Origin of the sequence: Nostoc sp. 'Lobaria pulmonaria (5183) cyanobiont' (assembly GCF_002949795.1) — a bacterium.
GTDB lineage: Bacteria > Cyanobacteriota > Cyanobacteriia > Cyanobacteriales > Nostocaceae > Nostoc.
In genome coordinates this window covers 2438943-2457226 of sequence record NZ_CP026692.1, presented here as the reverse complement: position 1 = coordinate 2457226, position 18284 = coordinate 2438943, and the positions used below count along the sequence as shown (strand labels likewise).

General features: G+C 41.5%; 13 protein-coding genes. 9 read left to right on the top strand and 4 right to left on the bottom strand.

Translation table 11 applies throughout. The features are described 5' to 3' along the window. Window positions 1-921 (top strand): NAD(+) kinase, encoded by a 921-nt coding sequence (locus NLP_RS10530; RefSeq protein ID WP_104906368.1) that lies wholly within the window; start codon window positions 1-3, stop codon window positions 919-921. A gap of 152 nt (window positions 922-1073) precedes the next feature. On the opposite strand, the gene NLP_RS10525 is transcribed toward NLP_RS10530, so the two are convergent. Further along, window positions 1074-2843 (bottom strand): pentapeptide repeat-containing protein, encoded by a 1770-nt coding sequence (locus NLP_RS10525; RefSeq protein WP_104906367.1) that lies wholly within the window; start codon window positions 2841-2843, stop codon window positions 1074-1076. Window positions 2844-3388: 545 nt separating this feature from the next. On the opposite strand from NLP_RS10525, the gene NLP_RS10520 reads away from it, so the two are divergent. Continuing rightward, entirely contained in the window at window positions 3389-6406 is a 3018-nt protein-coding gene (locus tag NLP_RS10520; RefSeq protein WP_104909835.1) for a zinc-dependent metalloprotease, read from the top strand. A gap of 593 nt (window positions 6407-6999) precedes the next feature. Further along, a complete protein-coding gene (locus NLP_RS10515; RefSeq protein ID WP_104906366.1) occupies window positions 7000-7476 on the top strand; it encodes a hypothetical protein in 477 nt (158 codons plus the stop codon). Window positions 7477-7941: 465 nt separating this feature from the next. On the opposite strand, the gene NLP_RS10505 is transcribed toward NLP_RS10515, so the two are convergent. Further along, window positions 7942-8676 carry a DUF1995 family protein gene (locus tag NLP_RS10505; protein ID WP_104909834.1) on the bottom strand — a complete coding sequence of 245 codons (735 nt, stop codon included), beginning with the start codon at window positions 8674-8676 and terminating at the stop codon, window positions 7942-7944. Between the two features lie 301 nt (window positions 8677-8977). Between NLP_RS10505 and NLP_RS10500 the strand changes: the two genes are divergently transcribed. From NLP_RS10500 to NLP_RS10485, 4 genes are all read left to right on the top strand, one after another. Beyond that, window positions 8978-9796 (top strand): DUF2382 domain-containing protein, encoded by an 819-nt coding sequence (locus tag NLP_RS10500; protein ID WP_104906364.1) that lies wholly within the window; start codon window positions 8978-8980, stop codon window positions 9794-9796. A 457-nt stretch (window positions 9797-10253) separates the two neighbouring features. Continuing rightward, the gene (locus NLP_RS10495; protein WP_104909833.1) at window positions 10254-11198 is read left to right on the top strand and encodes a DUF2382 domain-containing protein; all 945 of its coding nucleotides are present in this window, start codon (window positions 10254-10256) and stop codon (window positions 11196-11198) included. 258 nt (window positions 11199-11456) lie between these two features. Then, the gene (locus NLP_RS10490) at window positions 11457-12329 is read left to right on the top strand and encodes a YsnF/AvaK domain-containing protein (RefSeq protein ID WP_104906363.1); all 873 of its coding nucleotides are present in this window, start codon (window positions 11457-11459) and stop codon (window positions 12327-12329) included. Window positions 12330-12506: 177 nt separating this feature from the next. Beyond that, complete coding sequence (locus NLP_RS10485) at window positions 12507-13421, top strand: ion channel (protein ID WP_104906362.1); 915 nt, start codon at window positions 12507-12509, stop codon at window positions 13419-13421. A 20-nt stretch (window positions 13422-13441) separates the two neighbouring features. Here the strand turns inward: NLP_RS10485 and NLP_RS10480 are convergent, their stop codons facing one another. Continuing rightward, the gene (locus tag NLP_RS10480) at window positions 13442-13636 is read right to left on the bottom strand and encodes a hypothetical protein (RefSeq protein WP_104906361.1); all 195 of its coding nucleotides are present in this window, start codon (window positions 13634-13636) and stop codon (window positions 13442-13444) included. A 62-nt stretch (window positions 13637-13698) separates the two neighbouring features. Here NLP_RS10480 and NLP_RS10475 point away from each other — a divergent pair, with 62 nt between their 5' ends. Continuing rightward, on the top strand, window positions 13699-15417 hold the full coding sequence (locus tag NLP_RS10475; RefSeq protein ID WP_104906360.1) for an alpha/beta hydrolase: 1719 nt from the start codon (window positions 13699-13701) through the stop codon (window positions 15415-15417). Between the two features lie 323 nt (window positions 15418-15740). On the opposite strand, the gene NLP_RS10470 is transcribed toward NLP_RS10475, so the two are convergent. Beyond that, a complete protein-coding gene (locus NLP_RS10470) occupies window positions 15741-17072 on the bottom strand; it encodes an HlyD family efflux transporter periplasmic adaptor subunit (protein ID WP_104906359.1) in 1332 nt (443 codons plus the stop codon). An 804-nt stretch (window positions 17073-17876) separates the two neighbouring features. Between NLP_RS10470 and NLP_RS10465 the strand changes: the two genes are divergently transcribed. Beyond that, window positions 17877-18125, top strand: coding sequence for a hypothetical protein (locus NLP_RS10465; RefSeq protein WP_104906358.1), 249 nt, complete (start codon window positions 17877-17879; stop codon window positions 18123-18125). Window positions 18126-18284 lie beyond the last annotated feature (159 nt).

Sequence of the window (18284 nt, the reverse complement as noted above, 5' to 3'; positions counted from 1 at the left end):
GTGCAACTCAAGCAGGTAATCATTGCTTATAAAGCGCGGGATGCCCGGAGTAAAGAATGGGCAGAAATCTGTGCGAAACAACTAGAAAGTCGCGATTGCCAAGTGTTGATAGGGCCTAGCGGGCCGAAAGACAACCCCTATCCAGTCTTTTTGGCTTCGGCGGGTCAACCAATCGATCTCGCTTTGGTACTCGGTGGCGATGGTACTGTTTTAACTGGTGCCAGACATTTAGCCCCAGCTGGTATCCCAATTCTGGGAGTGAATGTGGGAGGTCATCTGGGGTTTTTAACTGAGTCAGTGGAAGAGTTTCAGGATACGGAGAAAGTTTGGGATCGGCTGTTTGAGGATCGCTATGCTATCCAACGACGGATGATGTTACAAGCTGCGGTGTATGAGGGTCATGGATCTAATTTAGAACCAGTGAGCGAACGTTACCTGGCTTTGAATGAATTTTGTGTCAAACCCGCCTCCGCTGACCGAATGATCACCTCAATTCTGGAAATGGAAATCGATGGTGAGGTAGTGGATCAATACGTCGGGGATGGGTTGATTATTTCTACTCCTACAGGTTCTACAGGTTATACCGTTTCTGCTAATGGGCCAATTATGCATGATGGTATGGAGGCGATTACCATCACTCCCATTTGTGCAATGAGCCTTTCTAGTCGCCCCCTCGTTTTACCCCCTGGTTCTGTAGTGAGTATTTGGCCTTTGGGGGATTACGATTTGAGTACCAAGCTGTGGACAGATGGGGTTTTGGGGACTTCAATTTGGCCCGGACACCGCGTTGATGTGCGGATGGCAGAGTGTCGGGCTAAATTTATTATTTTGCGCGAGAACAATTCCTACTATCAGACGCTGCGGGAGAAGTTGCTGTGGGCAGGTACAAGGGTTCACTACAGCAATAATCACCGTAATTAATTAAGTATTTTAGAGTGCATTTACCGCAGATTGCGATCGCAACCAAAATTACCCAAGCCCTTGGATTCATCTGGGGGCTTTCTAGTTGGGAGGAGAAACCTATACATAAATGTATTGGCTCTTTAAAGTTGAGTGTAGAATATCGCCTCATCTCAATTCAGTCCCAGTTCTTCCTTCAACGCCTCCGGTACATTAACTGCTGTCTCTAATCCCCGCACACCTTCCCACTGCTGCTTTTTACCCCAGATCATTTCTTCTAAATTGGCGTCGCTAAGGTCTGCACCACCCAGAATGGCATAACTTAGATTGCTATGACTGAGATCCGCACCATTGAGGATAGCACCACTGAGGTTACTGCCACTGAGGTTAGCACTGTTAAGGTTGGCATAGCTGAAGTCTGTGCCAAACAGGATGGCGTCAGTGAGGTCAGCACCACTAAGGTCGGCGTCGTTGAGAATCACGCCGCTGAGGTCAGCTTCGTTGAGAATCACCCGACTCAGGTCTACACCGCTGAGGTCGGCACCTAAGAACATTGCACCGTTAAGTCTGGCATTGTTAAGTTTGGCACCGTTAAGTTTGGCATAGCTGAGGTCTGCGGCAACAAGGATAGCATCGCTGAGGTTGGTACTGAAAAGAATTGTGTCACTGAGATTAGTACCGTTAAGGATGGCGTGACTCAAATCAGCACCACTGAGGTCGGCGCGGCAAAGGTCGGCATGGCTAAGGCTGACGCTGCTAAGATTGGCTTCACTCAGATTTGCACCGAAAAGGATGGCGTTACTTAGGTCAGCATGGCTGAGGTTAGTGCTGCTAAGGTCGGCGCGGTTGAGGTCGGCGCGGTTGAGGTCGGCGCGGTTAAGGTTGGTATTGCTAAGGTCGGCGCGGTTGAGGTCGGCGCGGCTAAGGTTGGCACAGTTAAGGTTAGCACCACTGAGATTGGTGCTACTGAGGTCGGCACCGCTGAGGTTAACACCGCTGAGGTTGGCACCGCTGAGGTTGGCATCGCCGAGGTTAGCACCCCTAAGGTTGGCACCGCTAAAGTTTACACCAGTTAAGTTGGCATCGCCGAGATAAGCAAAGCTTAGGTCAGCGTTGCTAAAGTCTGCCCCGGTAAGGTTGGCATCACCAAGGTAAGCATTCCGAAAGTTGCCACCTTTGAGAAATTGTCCAACTATATTGCTAAAGTTACCAATTTCCAGGGCATCACTATAATTGATAATCCGCAGCAGTTGGGATGTGAAAAAATTATCTGTGTCCGGTTGGGTAGATGGATAGAAGGTGATTTTTTGTTTGAGTTCATCTTGGCCTTGAGCGTAGCGGTGTAACTCTAATAATAAAATCAGTACGTTCAGCCCTGTATATATGTCTACCTGTCTCAACCCGATCGCAATATTTTGTGCTGCTAGCTTTAACTTTGTTTTCTGAGGCAGGTTATCATCTGGTATGCCATCGATAAATTCCCCGTGACACCAGCGACGATAAAAATCTTCTAGCCGCCAAAAAAGCAATTCTGGGCGGATTTTTTGACCAGTCACAACCAATTCCATCAGTTGCTTGACTATTTCAGGTTTCAGGGCACTATTGCCCAATAAATCATAAATCTGTTCATGCATCTGGCGATCGCATACTTTAAAGTAAAACCCAGTGGGTAAAGTGCCCAATGTGCGATCGTCTATCTGAGAAATCAAACCGTTCTTTGGTATTGTCCATTTTTCTAAGCTTTTTTGCAGTTTTGGAGAGTATAAATATTCCTGCAAATTATCTTGAGCCAATTTAACGCTTTTGTCTGGTTCTTTAGTCTTTTTTCCTAGAGGTAAAACTGCTTTAGTTTCTAGCGATGTGGTCTTTGGCATCTCTTGTAACCTTGTACCCCTCACATAATTTCTCAGCAGTTGCCAGACTTGAGATAAATATGTTGACATTTTTGTTTCCGTTGTTACATTTAAATAACTGTTTTTGATAATTCTGAATTAAAAACTTTTCTACGCTAGTTTGCTTTGCATTTCCAACAATCAATAGTATAAATAAATACTATAGTAAAAAAATCATGAGTTGGCGATGTTTATGGCGGACTACTTCTTGTGAATTTGCCAACAGCGTTCCTGGATGGCGACTTCTCGCTCACCTGTAGTAGCCTTAAGCTTCTTCTGATCATGTAAACAAAGTGTTAACTTAAAAATTATTTCAAAAATCAAGTAATTCTATGGTTGGGCTAGTTTGTTATACTTTTTTTCCTAGAAACTTACTAGTCTGATGTAAAAATCATACTTACTGTTTGTTGGAGATGCAATTGTTAGAAAAAATCCTACACTAAAACAGCACAAAAAAGCTGAGAAATTGCAACTAAAATTTAAGTTGAAAGTTTGTTGCCCAATATAAAGCAGCTAAGACAATCGGCAGAGGGCAGGCTATATAGCTTTGCAAAAGTTAAAAATTAACGTGAGATAGTTATCAGGGAATGAATGCGATGAAAAGATTAACCTTTTATATGATTTTGTTACATGGTTTGTTTTTAGGAATAGCGACAGCTAGCGCTAAGTCACCGTTTGTTAACAATGTTGATACAACCAAGCATATTGTTGTAAAAGATGTGGTTACAAACAGAAGTGGAGATAAATCCAATAATCAGTTATCCACAGAAACTGATTCAACTAAAATCTCAGCATTATCATTAAAGGATATTAATATTCCTCAGAAACAGAGGCTACCGTCAGGCCAAGTTTGGGTAGTTAATCAAAATAAACAAGTACAGCCTCAACCGTTTATTTGGATAGTAAAAAACCTGAAAAAAGCAGATCAGCAACCATTTTTACAAGTTGCAAAACCCCCAGAAAAACCGGATGTAAAGCCTAAACCTAGTGCTAAACCAGCAGCAAAAGATGATTTAGAGCCATTTAACGAAGTAATTAAAAACACCCAAAAGTCAGGGGGATTGTTCACCCTTTATCGCAATAAAGAAAAGAATAAAATTTATCTAGAAATTAAGCCAGAACAACTTAATAAAAATTACTTAGCTACGGCAACCCTGGAATCGGGTATTGGCGAACGGGGTATTTATAGTGGTATGCCTCTGCAAGATTTTTTGTTTTATTTCCAACGGGTAGATGATAAACTACACTTTGTCATCCGCAATGTGAATTTTCGCACTCGTGAGGGAGATCCCCAGGTGCGATCGCTGACGCGATCTTTTAGCGACTCTGTTCTCTACAACATTTCCATTAAAAGCATTCATCCAGAACGCAAAACTATTCTCATTGACTTGGGAGATTTGTTACTCACAGACTTAGCTGGATTATCTGCAAGTTTAGGAGTCCCCACAAGCACAGACCAGTCCTATTTTGGTACTGCTAAAGCCTTTCCCCAAAACTTAGAAGTCGAGTCAGTTTTGAATTACTCTGATAGCGCTGAACCCAACAGTGAAGTGGCAAGCTTTGCGTCGCTAGCTGACAACCGTGGCTTTACCCTGCGCGTTCACTACAGTCTCTCCCAACTACCCGATCAAGATTATCGACCACGCCTTGCTGACGATCGCGTTGGCTATTTCATCACCGCCTACCAAGATTTATCCAAAGACGACGATCGCGGCGATTCTTTTGTCCGCTACATAAATCGTTGGCATTTAGAAAAACAAGACCCGAAAGCAGTCATTTCTCGTCCCAAAAAACCGATTGTCTTCTGGATTGATAACGCTGTACCCTTAGAGTACCGCGATGCCATGAAAGAAGGCGTTCTCATGTGGAACAAAGCCTTTATCAAAGCCGGATTCAAGGATGCAATTGAAGTCCGCCAAATGCCAGATGATGCTACCTGGGACCCGGCAGATATTCGTTACAACACGATTCGCTGGATTAACACAGTCGATGGCTACTTTGCAATGGGGCCATCCCGCGTTAACCCATTGACAGGGGAAATTTTGGATGCAGATATTCTCGTAGATGCTAGCTTTATCCGGGCACTCAAGAGTGAATATCGCAAAATCATCCAACCCAGCCAAACAGAAAATCGCACGACTTTATCAGCTTTAATGCAAAATCGTCTACTTTGCGCCAATGGTTTGGATGCGAAAAACAATGGTGTGCCTCAGAAGATGCAAGGACAAGAGAAGCTGTTGGGTCGTTTATCGAAAATGGCAGGCGAATACGATTTATGCTACGGGATGGAAGCTGCTAACCAGTTTGCTTTTGGTTCACTGGCGATGTCACTGCTGCCTGATACTATGGCTACTCCAGACCAGGTGAAAGAATATATTAATCAATATCTACGTTTAATCATCGCTCACGAAGTTGGACATACTCTTGGTTTACGTCATAACTTCCGTGGTAGTACGCTGCTACCACCACAGGAGATGAATAATACAGAAATTACCAAAAATAAAGGTTTGACAACTTCCGTAATGGACTATATTCCCCCAAATATCGCCCCTCAAGGTACAAAACAAGGAGATTATTTTCCTAGTATGGTGGGGCCTTATGATGAATGGGCAATTAAGTACGGCTACACAACAATTCAGACATCAACTCCTCTAGCAGAAAAGCCAATTTTGGAGAAAATTGCTGCACAATCCTACAAGCCAGAGTTGAGTTATTCCACAGATGAAGATGTATATGACCTTGACCCCACAGCTGATGCTTGGGATAACAGCGGTAATGTGCTGCTTTATTCTCAGTGGCAATTGAATAATTCGCGGGTGATGTGGGAACGTCTGGATAAACGTTTCCCAATGGCTGGTGATAGTTACAGCGATGTCAGCGAACGTTTTAGCACAGTATTGGGTAACTATTTTCAACAAATATATTTCACCACAAAATACATCGGGGGACAATCTTTCTATCGCATTCACCCCAGCGAGATACCTTCTGAGAAATCTGGAATCCCCCAACACCGTTTACCATTTGAACCAGTACCTGTTGAAGAACAACGACAAGCTTTAGAAACGCTGCAAAAATATGTATTTGCAGAAGATGCCCTAAATTTTTCGCCAGAATTACTGAATAAATTAGCACCTTCCCGTTGGCGACATTGGGGTAGTTCTCCCCAAGTTGGTCGTTTGGATTTTCCCATTCATGACTTGGTGTTACTGATGCAGGGTTCTGTGTTGCGAGATTTACTCTCAGGCGATCGCCTCTCTCGTCTCAAGGATATTGAACTCAAAACTCCCGAAGGAAAAGCACTGACCCTGCCGGAACTATTTGATACTTTACAATCAGATATTTGGACGGAAGTCATCAAACCAAAAGGTAAACCAATGAAGATCGCCAGTTTGCGGCGAGGCTTGCAGCGTCAATATTTGGACATTTTGACTGGTATGGTATTGCGAAAAGAAAATGTTCCAGAAGATGCTCGCACTTTAGCTTGGTATAAACTAAAACAACTTGATGAGAAGCTCAAGGGTGTTAATTCCGAGGATGAATATACCAAAGCGCACTTATTAGAAACGCGCGATCGCATCGAAAAAGTCTTGAACGCACCGTTGCAAACGAATTAAAAAAGTTAGGAGTGAGGAGTTAATAGTAAAATTCCTAACTCCTCTTTTTATCTTATAATTTTTGCAAAATATATTGATTATGCTGTGGAATAAAGGCTTTTTGCCGATCGTGCCAAGCTCCAAGAACGGGTAGGGGTTGAGTATTCCTTATTTCACATTGGTCGGTGGCAAGGAGATCAAGCTCGTACTGAAGATTAGCTGTATCTCTTGTTAGCTCAGAACCTTGGCTCGTCCGTGCCTATTAATTTTCATCGTCAGACTGTAAATCCTGTAATCCACAGCCTACGATGATTTGACCCCTGATCAGTCAGAATTGCTTGATCTTATTAGCGATCGCGCCGATATTCCCTACTCCGCTAACTTTCATCTTTATAAATCTCGCAACAATGTCCTACTTGGATGTAAAAAATAATTTAACAATTTGCATAAAAAGTGTACTAACGTCTGATAAAAGCTAGTGAGATGTTATTAACTGCATAAAAGCAACTATTATACTTAGGATTTTCAAGTAAACATTAGTTACTTTTTTCACCGTAAAAGCAATGTCTCACTTACCTAAAATATCTAATCCCACAACAAAGGAGTTAAAGCTAATGAAGATAAATTGGAAAACTGGAATTGTAGCTCTTGCTACTTTTGCAAGTCTTACACCTATGTCATCAGTTTTAGCTCAGGAGTTTAACGACAAAGCAATCCCTGAGTCAAAAAATATTATCTATTCTTCAACTAGCAGCAATAATTTAGACGGAACATGGGATTACCAAGTCAGTCTTCCTCAGAGCCAATGCTATGTATTAGGTGCTTGCTCGATTAAAATAGTAGGCAGTAACGGGCATTATGTGTTGCCTATTAACACTGATAATAAGAATGGTGTTTTTGTTGTCAATGTTTATCCAACTACTATCAACCGAGGACTGCCGGTCGTTACCATTACAGGAATTGGGGTTACAGGGCAAGAAATCACTTATACTATTGTCCACAGTGGCAGGCTAGACCAACCTGGACTTATAACTGGACGCTTTGTCGATGTTGAAAATAACCAGGGAACATTTACATTGAAGAAGCAATAAATTTCTGGGTGATTTTATAGCAATGTAGTGAGAAGCGCTCCAAAAATCCCGTAGAGGGTAAAGAAAAACCATTAGCTATTCTCACTGTCTCACCCATCCCTAGCCACATATCATAACTAAAATAGGCTGGACTATACGAAGAACTTGATTAACGACCTAAACTACCGCATAATTGCCTTAACACCCCGTAGCGCCTCTTATGGCAGCGGGGTTTATTTTTGGTAGTTGGGTGCGATCGCCTAAGTTGTTGCTCTGCCGAAGCAGCGATATCTAGCAACAAATCGCTTTGCGTCTACGCACTCCCCAACAAACTGAAGCGGTCTTGCTCGTGATGGGAGCGGTCTTCCTCGCAACGGGAGCGGTCTTCCTTGCGACGATTTACTATCAAAGGATAAATAAAAAACTCAAAATGAGGCAGCAGATGATCAAGTTTCCTCCTGCTACCTCTGCTTTATTTCCTTTCTGTTAACTACTCAACGCCTTTAAAAACCGTTGCAAACTCTTAAACACATTGGGCTTTATCGCAGGTGTCGCGTCTGTTGTTGTTTGCGGTTGTCCTTTTAAAACAATGACATCCAAATCATCACCAGATGGTTTTGTGGGTAATTCGGCAATTCTTTGATATTCGCCGCCGGTTTCTAGCCAAACTTCCCACTGTCCTGGGTAGGAGCGATATAGGGCACTTTCATCGTCTATGGGGCGCACGTAATAGGCAGATTCAATAGTACTGATAAAACGATCGCGGATTTTTCTCGCTGTATAACCAATGCCCACAGTTCCAGAATCTTCTAGGCGGGGATTTAACAAGACTACAGGGCGATCGCCTATTACTTCACACAACTTTTCCAACTGCGGCACTTCTACGGATGTGGGGGCGATGAATAAGAAAATTTCATCCTCTGGCTGAATTTTTGTCTCCAAGGAAGCAGCCCTACCTGTACCAATATCCAAAATTTGAAATGGTGCATCTGCCCAATCACGCCGGGCTAAGGCCGCAGCCCCAGCGTCAGCAAAGAAAATCTTCAAACGGGAATCATAAGCTGTAAACGCTGGTAGAAATTGTTCCGCCACCGGCATAAACTTCAGTTCTGGGAACAGGAACTCAACTTGTAAGCGAGTACAGCCATCTGCAAGGGCAGCTTGGACGGCTACACGAGATTGGGCGATCGCATCTTCAAGAGTATTTGGAAGTTCACTCATAATCTGCATGGTTCTCTAGTGTCTACTCCCATTGTTTCAGTATTGGCTCTTAATTAGGACTTACGCAGAGGAGATCGCCTCAACCAGTTGAAAAAAATATTTTTTTTCAGTACAGTGTCTTGTTTTTTACAACTTTAGTTACATCTCTATTGATTATTAATAAGGTTCAGCTTGAGTCTTTCCCTAATAACAAATAAATTTCAAATATCTCCATTAAACTCAGTCGCTAGCAGGAGGATACTTAGCACAATATTTTTTATACTAGCAAATAAGCCTTATAAACCAACTTAAGATACAGTGTATGCCTCTTCACAAACTTGAACATTTTGACCAAAATTATCGAGAAACTTTTGGCGGAGACGATCTCAAAGCACTGGATCTTTATACTGTGGGAGGAGACAGAGTTGGCTCAGTTGGTGACGTTTTAGTTGATGATGATGGTCATTTCCGGTATTTAATTATTGATATCAGCTTAGATTTTGTTAGCAAGAAAATCTTACTACCAATTGGTCTTTGCCGGATCAGTTATCCAGAAAGACGCGTCTATGTTGATGGGTTAAGTAGACAGCAAATAGAAAATTTACCCGATCATACAGAAGACGCGATCGTTAATAATGATAATGATTACGAAGAAAAGGTACGTAGTGTCTTTCGTTCTTCAACCAGCGATGTGACTTATGATCGCGATACATACAATTACCAAAAAGATCCAGATTTATATGGATTGAATGAGCAATCTCATCAAACTTTTAAACTCTATGAAGAACGATTAATTGCCAATAAATACCGCATTAAAACCGGAGAAGTAACGGTTGGTAAGCATATTGAAACAGAAACTGTACACCTTACAGTACCCGTTCAAAAAGAACGAGTTCTGATTGAGCGAGTTACGCCAACAGAAGCAGGAAAAATTGTAAATCCCAATGAACTTCAGTTTCAAGAAGGGGAAGTAGCACGCATAGAAGTGTATGAAGAAACGCCTGAGATACATAAAGAAGCGTTTGTGCGTGAAGAAGTCCGGGTGAAGAAAGTAGTAGAACAGGACACTGTGGAAGCACAAGACACTATTCGTCGAGAAGAGTTAGATGTTGATACAGCGGGGAATGTACATGTGCAATAATATGGGATTACTGTACATGAAGCTATTTAATTAGCTGGTTTATATTGTTTGATAAATTTATCTGAAAATAATCATGCAGGCAAAGTTAATTTTTATCTCTGCCTGTATTTTTATTAAATAACAAGATTCTCGACTTTCTAAGAAGTCGGGAATTTTAACATTAAAATAAATTACATTTTGAGAAACCGCGTACAGATCCAAAGATACAAAACTTTGCGGTAGAAATCTTAATATATCTGGTGAATACCGTGTACTAAAGCTAGAGATATCTTTACAAAAATAAAGTGAGATGGTCTCAATTTCATGTCTTTAGTTAACCATATCGATCGAAATTCTCTCTAACTTTTGATTATTTAACTCTAGAAATAATTCATTCGGCAGATGGATGTACAAAAATAAAGAAATGTCTAGTTTAGATATTAAGAGATTGACAAAAAAATATTTGAGGTTAAACATAATGGTTCTTTACAAATTAGAAGATTTTGAGCCTAGCTATCAAGAGAGTTTTGATGGTCATGACATTAAAGGGCTGGGTGTATATACACAGGGAACTGATGAAAAAGTTGGTACTGTTAGCGATGTTTTAGTTGATGAAGAAGGTCATTTTCGCTATTTAGTTGTTGACTTAGGCTTCTGGATTTTTGGTAAAAAAGTATTACTACCAATTGGCCGCGCCCGTATCGACTATAACGTTGATCGCGTTTACACAATTGGCTTGACTAGAGAGCAAGCTGAAGATTTGCCTGAGTTCGATGAACGTCAAACTCTCGATTACGATTATGAAGAACGGGTGCGTGGGGTATATCGTCAACCCACAGACTACAATCTTCCTGTAGAAGCTGCAACACCATTAGATCCTTTAGCAGGATTAGATCCTTTGGGATCGCCTGTAACACCATTAGGTACAACTCCTACTTTAGGATCGCCTGTAGCACCATTAGGTACAACTCCCAGTTACGCCCCTGATAGCTATACTTACGAAAATGAGCCTGCTTTATACGGGTTAAATGAGCAAGATCATCAAACTCTGAAATTGTATGAAGAACGGCTGATTGCCAGCAAACGACGCCAAAAAACTGGAGAAGTAACAATTGGCAAGCGTGTTGAAACTGATACTGCACGGGTTGCAGTGCCAGTAGAAAGAGAACGAGTTGTGATTGAGCGTGTAACTCCAGCAGATGCGGGTACGGCTGTTTCTGGGCGCGAAGCAGACTTCCGTGAAGGCGAAGTTGCTCGCATAGAAATCCATGAAGAAACTGCTGATGTTCGCAAAGAAGCATTTTTGCGTGAAGAAGTCAGAGTTAGAAAAGTAGTAGATCAAGACACAGTTGAAACTCAAGAAACCGTACGTCGTGAAGAGTTAGATGTGAATTCTGGTAATCTTCCGATTGAAGAACGCTAAATAAACATAGTCATTAGCTAGTAACTAATGACTAATAATTAATTCTACACAGTGCAGGTAAGGCTGTTGAATTAGCTTTACCTGTGCTTGCAATACCTGATACAATTTTGGAGTTGGGATTGCAAATATTACTCTGGATATGAGTTGGATAAATGCATTGATCGCAAATATTTTCTAAATGGTATCCAGATGATTAATACATTTAATTTAGCTAAGTAGAAAGCAGTTCGTAAATTTTCCAGATAGAATAGCCAAACTATGGCAAAAAACATTTTACAGGCAAAGGGTAATTCTCGCACTAGCTCCTCGCTGGCAGATTTAAGAAAGAAGGTGAATAATTTTGCTGTGTTTGATAATCAAGGTCAGCTAGTAGGAGTAGTTCATGATTTAATTGTGGATGGTAATCGTCGGCTAAACCTCGTTATATCTAACCAGGCTAATCAAAAAACTGCTGAATATAGCCAGCAGTTAGCTGATAAGCATCCTTCTTTATTTCGGTTGCAGAGCCAGAGAATAAAACAAATAGACAAGCCGACTAAATCTGTTTTCATCGACTTAAACAAATCAGAAATTGAATATATGCCTGAATATTTAGAATCAGAAACACCAGGCGATCGCAACTCAACTGAGCAATTAGCTAAAAATCAAATTACTAATAGCCCAGTTGAGCCAGTAAATTTAGAACAGGTTCCTGAAGAACAGATTATTCGTCTAATAGAAGAACGACTAGTTGTTGAAAGCAGTAAGCGTAAAGTTGGTGAGGTAATTGTTCGCAAAGTAATCGAAACCCAGATGGTACAAGTTCCTGTCCGGCGTGAAAAGCTGATTGTGGAACAAATTAGCCCAGAACGCAAACAACTTGCAGAGATTGATTTAGGACAAGGAGAAATTCCTGGCGTTGATTTGACCGAAGTAGAAAGACTTGAAGTTACACATGACAACGGTTTAACGGTAAGCGGCGAATTTAGCTCACCCAAAATTGCTAATTTATTGTTGAATGCGATCGCACTAGAGCGAAATAACAACTGTAAACAGGTGCGTATTACCATTACTGTTGAAGATGAGTCACACCAGAAAAAATACCAAGAGTGGTTTGACCGCTGTTCTAAAGGTCAATCATTAAAGCGATAACAATAAGTTTCTAGCAGATAAATTATTAGGGTGAGCATTGCACACCCTATTTTTTTGCTGATTTAAGAAAAGAAAGTTTAAATTTTCACTCCCTACTCCCTAATTGTCTAGAGTGAATGTCTCTAAAGCAACTTAATTTACAATACTAAGTAGTTGCCGTTCTTTTGGCTACTTGCAATGAAATTTCGACTGAAGAGACTTTCACTCAAGAAACGACAGCGTCTGATCTCACCTATTCAGATTAAAGTTCAAGATGGAAAATTTGAGATTATAGGTATGGGTGCATGGCATTCCTACTGGCGCGATCCCTATCATCTGCTGCTAACGATTCCCTGGACTGGCTTTCTGCTCCTGATTTGTAGTTTCTATGTAACTATTAATGCTCTATTTGCCCTAGCTTACTTGATCGGAGGAGATTGTATTGCCAACGCCCGACCTGGCTCTTTTTTAGATGTCTTTTTCTTTAGCGTCCAAACTCTAGCATCTATCGGCTATGGGGCAATGTATCCGAAAACAACTTACGCCAACATTATTGTCACGATTGAAGCAATGATCGGTTTGGTGGGAATTGCTGTGATGACAGGACTAGCATTTGCTCGATTCTCTCGGCCTACAGCCCGTGTACTCTTTAGCCGTGTTGCTGTGATTACAGCTCATGATGCGATGCCGACTCTGATATTTCGCAGCGCTAATAAGCGTCGCAATACGATTCTGGAGGCGCAGATGCGAGTCTACTTGATGCGCGACGAAGTAACCCAAGAAGGACAATTCATGCGTCGGTTCTACGATCTTAAACTGCTAAGGAACCAAACACCTAGCTTCACGTTAAGCTGGTCAGTGATGCATGTCATTGATGAGTTTAGTCCTTTATATGGGATGACACCAGAATCGTTAACCCAGACAAATACGATGCTGATTGTCTCTTTGAGTGGCATTGATGAAACGGTTGTCCAGGTCGTCAATGCCCGTCATAGCTATAGTGCTAATGAGATTTTGTGGAACAATCAATTTGTCGATATCTTTCACCACACACCCGATGGACATCGCTACATTGATTACAACCGCTTCCACGATGTTTTACCTTTAGAGTGAAGGGGTGAAATTTCTAAAAGTTACTCAGAAGTCTGATTGAGTGGTGGTTGTAAGGGTTTAACGACCACTCGACCATTTTCAATTACAGTGCAACTTTTAACCGTGCTCTTACTGTGGTTAACTGGCACATCCTGGCACTGGTTTTGGTGGGAGATATTTTGCTCTTGTTGTTGGTTGAGGACGACAACACAACAGGCGCAGGAAGCAAAGGACATATAACTTAATTTTGATCTCTGTTTCTATTATCGCGCTACAGGTTAGATAGTGGGTTTTTCTAATGAAAAAATTTTTGAGATATCTGGGTTTAGGTTTGCTATCTACGTTCTTGACTGCTACTCCCGGATTGGGGGCTGAACGCATTAGCTTTTATTATCCTCCCTTCGGCGAATTTTCCTTATCGGTGAACTCGCTGGAAACCTTTGCTAAAGAAGGCAAAATCGATCAAGATTTTTCATTTTATGCTAGTCGTGCGACTCCCGAACAACTTGCTCAATTGCGGGATCTACTCCAGCAGCGCTTTAATGTCACTCCTACACTAGTATCTCAAGTTACCTACTCACCAATAGGCGAGCAGCTGGTGCAACAACTGGGAAAATTACTCCTCACTGAGTCTCGAAAAAATGGCTTCTATGCCATACGTGCCTCTTTAATTTTGTCTGCTGCCGATCAAAAAGAGGGTTTAACGGTTGTGAATTTACTGCGGAAATTTCCTAGCGATACTATCCGGGTGAATTTCACAGAGGGGTTAAGGATAGTCGATGACTTGTCGCAATTAATCAAAAGAAAGGATGAGGTTTTTGCCTCTCTTCAAAAAGAAGCGATCGCTCAAGCAGCCACTTCAAAAATTGATTTCTCCCAAAAACCAGATTTGCGATCGCCAGGAAAATTCACCTGGCAGAAAAAAAGCCTGGAGTTAAATGACATTTCTCGCTCACGCCGTCTACCTGTGGATATCTATTTACCGTCAGCAGGTTCAAAAAACGCTGGAGAATTACTCTCGCCTCCCTTTCCCCTGATTGTAATTTCTCACGGACTGGCCTCAGACCGCTCTACCTTTGTCTACCTGGCTGAACATCTAGCATCCTATGGTTTCGCCGTTGCTGTACTGGAACACCCTGGTAGTAATGCTGAACGCTTTCAACAATATTTTGCGGGTTTGGCAGGGCCGCCTGATGCAGCAGAATTTATCAACCGACCTTTGGATATTAAATATCTACTCAATGAACTCCAGCGTCTAGATAAATCCGATCCCACCCTTCAAGGAAAACTCAATTTTCAGCAAGTTGGGGCGATTGGTCAGTCTTTTGGTGGTTATACTGTTTTGACTTTAGCAGGAGCGAATATTAACTTTAACCAACTGAGGCAAGATTGTAATCCCGATAATTCATCTTTTAATTTATCGCTCTTTTTGCAGTGTCAAGCAAACGATTTACCTCCAAAAAATTACGAACTCAAAGACGATCGCATCAAGGCGATCATTGCGATTAATCCCATTGATAGCTCAGTTTTGGGTCAGGGGGAAATCAGTCAAATTAAAATTCCCGTCATGCTGGTAGCAGGTAGTCAAGATGTTTTTGCACCACCCGTATTTGAGCAAATTCGTCCCTTTACTTGGCTTTCTGACTCCAATAAGTACCTAGCTTTGATCGAAAATGCCACCCACTTTTCAGCGATCGCCGAACCTACTCCTCAAAACGATGTCTTACCTGTGCCACCTGCGTTGCTGGGCCCCCCCGATCGTGCTGCTGTTTATTCCTATCTCAACGCCCTCAGCGTCGCTTTTTTAGAAACCCATCTCCTTAACCGCCCTGAATATCGCTCCTATTTGCAGCCTTCTTACGCCACTTTTATCAGCAAAGAGCCGCTTAATCTCAGTATTTTACAGTCGTTGTCGGTAGCTCAGTTCAATCAAGTTTGGAGTGGATCAACTCCCCAGTCTAGCAAACCATCAAATCCTCAACCTACTCCTACCCCTTATCAGCCTTTGAGGCAATGAAACAGTCCTGTTGCTTTTGCAGGGGGATTGGAGGGATAAAAAACCTGTGGTGCAACTCTCAAATACTTGTGTTTAGACACAAGTATTTGAGTAGAATTAGGGAAGATTGAGGTTTCCGGTTTTCAATAGACTTCTTGCATAAATCAATGAGCTTTCACCCTAAATCCCTCTCCCAAAGGAGAGGGACTTTGAAATGGACTTTAAAATTGGCTCCCCTTCTCCCAAGTGTGGGAGAAGGGGTTGGGGGATGAGGGCTATTCGTGCAAGAGGTCTAATGCCTAAATCCTGAGTGGTTCTCAATGGCGTGGAATACAGGAAGAAGCCTACAAATCTGTTAGCAGCCTTGCTTTTCTCAGAATAAATGTCATTACGGTTTCTTTTTTGGAAATGATATCAGCTGTAACTTCCATCCCTGATTGAATGGGATAGGATTTATCGCCCTTTTTTAAATAAAGTCTCTCTGCCTCAATTGTCACCTCATAGTAAGGCGCAATTGGATTGCCGTTAACTTGAGATGTAATAGCGTCGGCGGTTATGGCTCTAACAGCTCCTTTGAGGATGCCGTAATCTGGGTACGGATAGGCAGAAAGCCGCATTTGTACTTCCCCCTCTGAACATTTTGTTACTTGTACGGCTTTACACACCTGCACTTTGCTAATATCAGAAGCGGCAACACGGGCTTTGATTACTAGAGCAGCCCTACTAGGAGCAATTTGAGCGATCGCATCCCCAATCCGCACAACTTGCCCAGGATTTCTTAATTCTAGTTTCAGGATAGTACCTGCCTCTGAAGTCTGAATTATAGTTTTTTGCAGTTCCGTTGAGACTTGTTTTAGCTCTTCTTGAGCATTGTTAATTTGATTTTGAATTTCTACTTGACGCCCAATAAGTTCTTCTCTTTCTTTGTTCAATGCCGCAAGCATAGACTCACCTTTTGCCCGTTCTTGGGCAATGCGTTCTTGGGCGATCTCCACATTTGCGCTACTGGGATTGAGTCCAGTTTTGATCCCTTCTAATCTGGCAAGTGCTGCTTTGAAAGCTTGTTCTTTTTCCTTAATCTGTAGAGTTGCGATCGCTCCAGTATTTGCCAATTGCTGATATCGCTTCAGTTCCTCTCTCGCTAACTCCACAGAGGCTTCTACTTCTTCCACTTCTGCCTTAGTGGTAATTCGCTTGTCTCTATAATCCCGTTGATTACGACTCAGATCAGCTTGTGCAGAGATAATCGCCTGCCCCATAGAATTGGACTCAGCTGTGATTTGAGTCTGTAGCGCTCTTAGTTGTGCATCGATTTGCGTTCTTTGTAAATGATTCTGCCGGATATTTCCGGCAATTTGGCTTTTTTTACTTTTTAATTGGGTGTCGTAGAGCAGTGCAATCTCATCTCCCCTTTTCACAACTTGATTTTCTTTCACGCTAATACTTCTAACAGTCCCCTCTGCTGCTGCTTGCACTAACCGTATTTCTCCTGTTGGACGGACAGTACCATCTGCTTTCACTACTATGTTGTATTGAATAAAACTTGCAAGGCTAAAGGCAGCGCCAACACTTCCAATTAAAAATACTCCTCCGAGCCTTGTCCAGATGCTGATTGGCGGAAGATATTCGTCGTTTTCAACTGGGCGGAGAAAGTCTGGTTGGGGGTCAATGAGCATGAACGTTAAAAAATATTTTGGTTGTGCAAAAAAATCTCGCTAGCTTTAGCCCAATAACCAAGGTTTAGCCTGCATGTATTGGTATGTAAGTACAAAATCCATGCACACCCTACTCTAAACAATAATTAGCGTAGCGCATTTTAGTACAAACACCAAATCTTTATAATTTTTATCTAAAATTTTATCGTTTATTCATTTATTTGCAAAAAATTTGTATTAAACAGTTTTTATCCATTAATAAATGTTTAAGCGAACTTAGACGTTTTATATTAAAATAATTTATATTTTTCAGCTTATTTCTGTATAAAATAATACTAAAATAAACTTTTTACATAAAAATACTTATTCAAAAATGCAGAATCCCAGTTTTAAGTTTTATAAATCTACTTAAGTAAAACTCGTATAAAAAATGTTATTTGGTTTGCTTGACTATATCTGTAATTCTGGAAATTTTCGTTACCTTATCAGTATTAATAGCTAAGTAGCTTAATTTCTACATTTTTTTAAAACCAAATTAAGCTTTGAGAACCCCATATATTTATAAACATATCAATCTATCAATATATATAGATTGATGCCTGCGATTTTTTGATAAATAAGAACTTATTTTTAATTAAATTTGTATAAATACTACCCATGTAACACGTTTGCTCTTAAACAAATAGTTGCTTGACCTATTTAGCAACAGCCGTATAATACATCTAGCGACACAAAAAAGTTAGTAAATATACTCTTTTACCGTTTATATCTATTACTTTGGAGTGACGTGACTTTAATCCCAACAATCAAGCAAGAACTAAAATCATGGAAAGCAGATTGTTTACTGCATTAAGCAGCAACGAAGAAGCCAATCTCTCTGGTGGTGGTAACGCCAATGGCGGCGCAGGCGGCAGAGGCGGCAGAGGCGGCAGAGGCGGCGATGCCACTGGTGGCGTTTTTATAGGTGGTGGCACTGTTGCTGGCGATACTGCTGGAGGAACTACAAGTGGTGGAGTTGGTGCAGCTGGTGGAGCTGGTGGAGTTGGTGCAGCTGGTGGACAGGGCATAGGATAGAAAATTCATCGCCATAGGCAAACATCTGAGCTTTAGTAGAAGGAAAACAATAAACGTCAACAGACGATTAAACGCTCCCTTAGAGAGATAAAGCGTCGCGTTTGAAATAATTTACCCTGTTGCCTCAGGTTAAGTTACTTTTACACGTGACTCAATTGC